General features: G+C 61.6%; 1 protein-coding gene and 1 pseudogene. Both read left to right on the top strand.

What is annotated here, in order from left to right; translation table 11 throughout:
- Nucleotides 1–158 (top strand): annotated as a pseudogene (locus BK660_RS32265) (manganese ABC transporter ATP-binding protein); the annotation flags it as partial.
- A partial coding sequence (locus BK660_RS32260) for a metal ABC transporter permease (RefSeq protein WP_148057559.1) occupies nucleotides 158–315 on the top strand: 158 nt, incomplete at its 3' end. The pseudogene BK660_RS32265 and the gene BK660_RS32260, both read left to right, overlap by 1 nt.

Raw genomic sequence — 315 nt, 5'->3', positions numbered from 1 at the left:
CCTGGCATGGCGAAGGTCGAACACTGGTCGTCGTGTGCCACGACCTCGCCGCCGTACGCCAGCACATCCCGCAAACCTTGCTGATCAAAAACCGCGAATGCGTGTTCGGAGCCAGCAACGAATTGATCCAGCAAACCCCTCACACGCAGGTGGCCTGATGCTCGCCGTCACTCACCTCTGGCAACCGTTCAACGAATTCGTGTTCATGCGTCGCGCCCTGCTCGGTGGACTGGTCCTGGCATGCAGCACGGCGCCACTCGGCGTGTTCCTTATTCTGCGACGGATGAGTCTGATCGGTGACGCCGTGGCCCACGG

This window comes from Pseudomonas brassicacearum, from assembly GCF_003732265.1.
GTDB lineage: Bacteria > Pseudomonadota > Gammaproteobacteria > Pseudomonadales > Pseudomonadaceae > Aquipseudomonas > Aquipseudomonas brassicacearum_D.
Note: the sequence above shows the minus strand (reverse complement) of the source record. Positions and strands in the feature narration are given on the sequence as shown.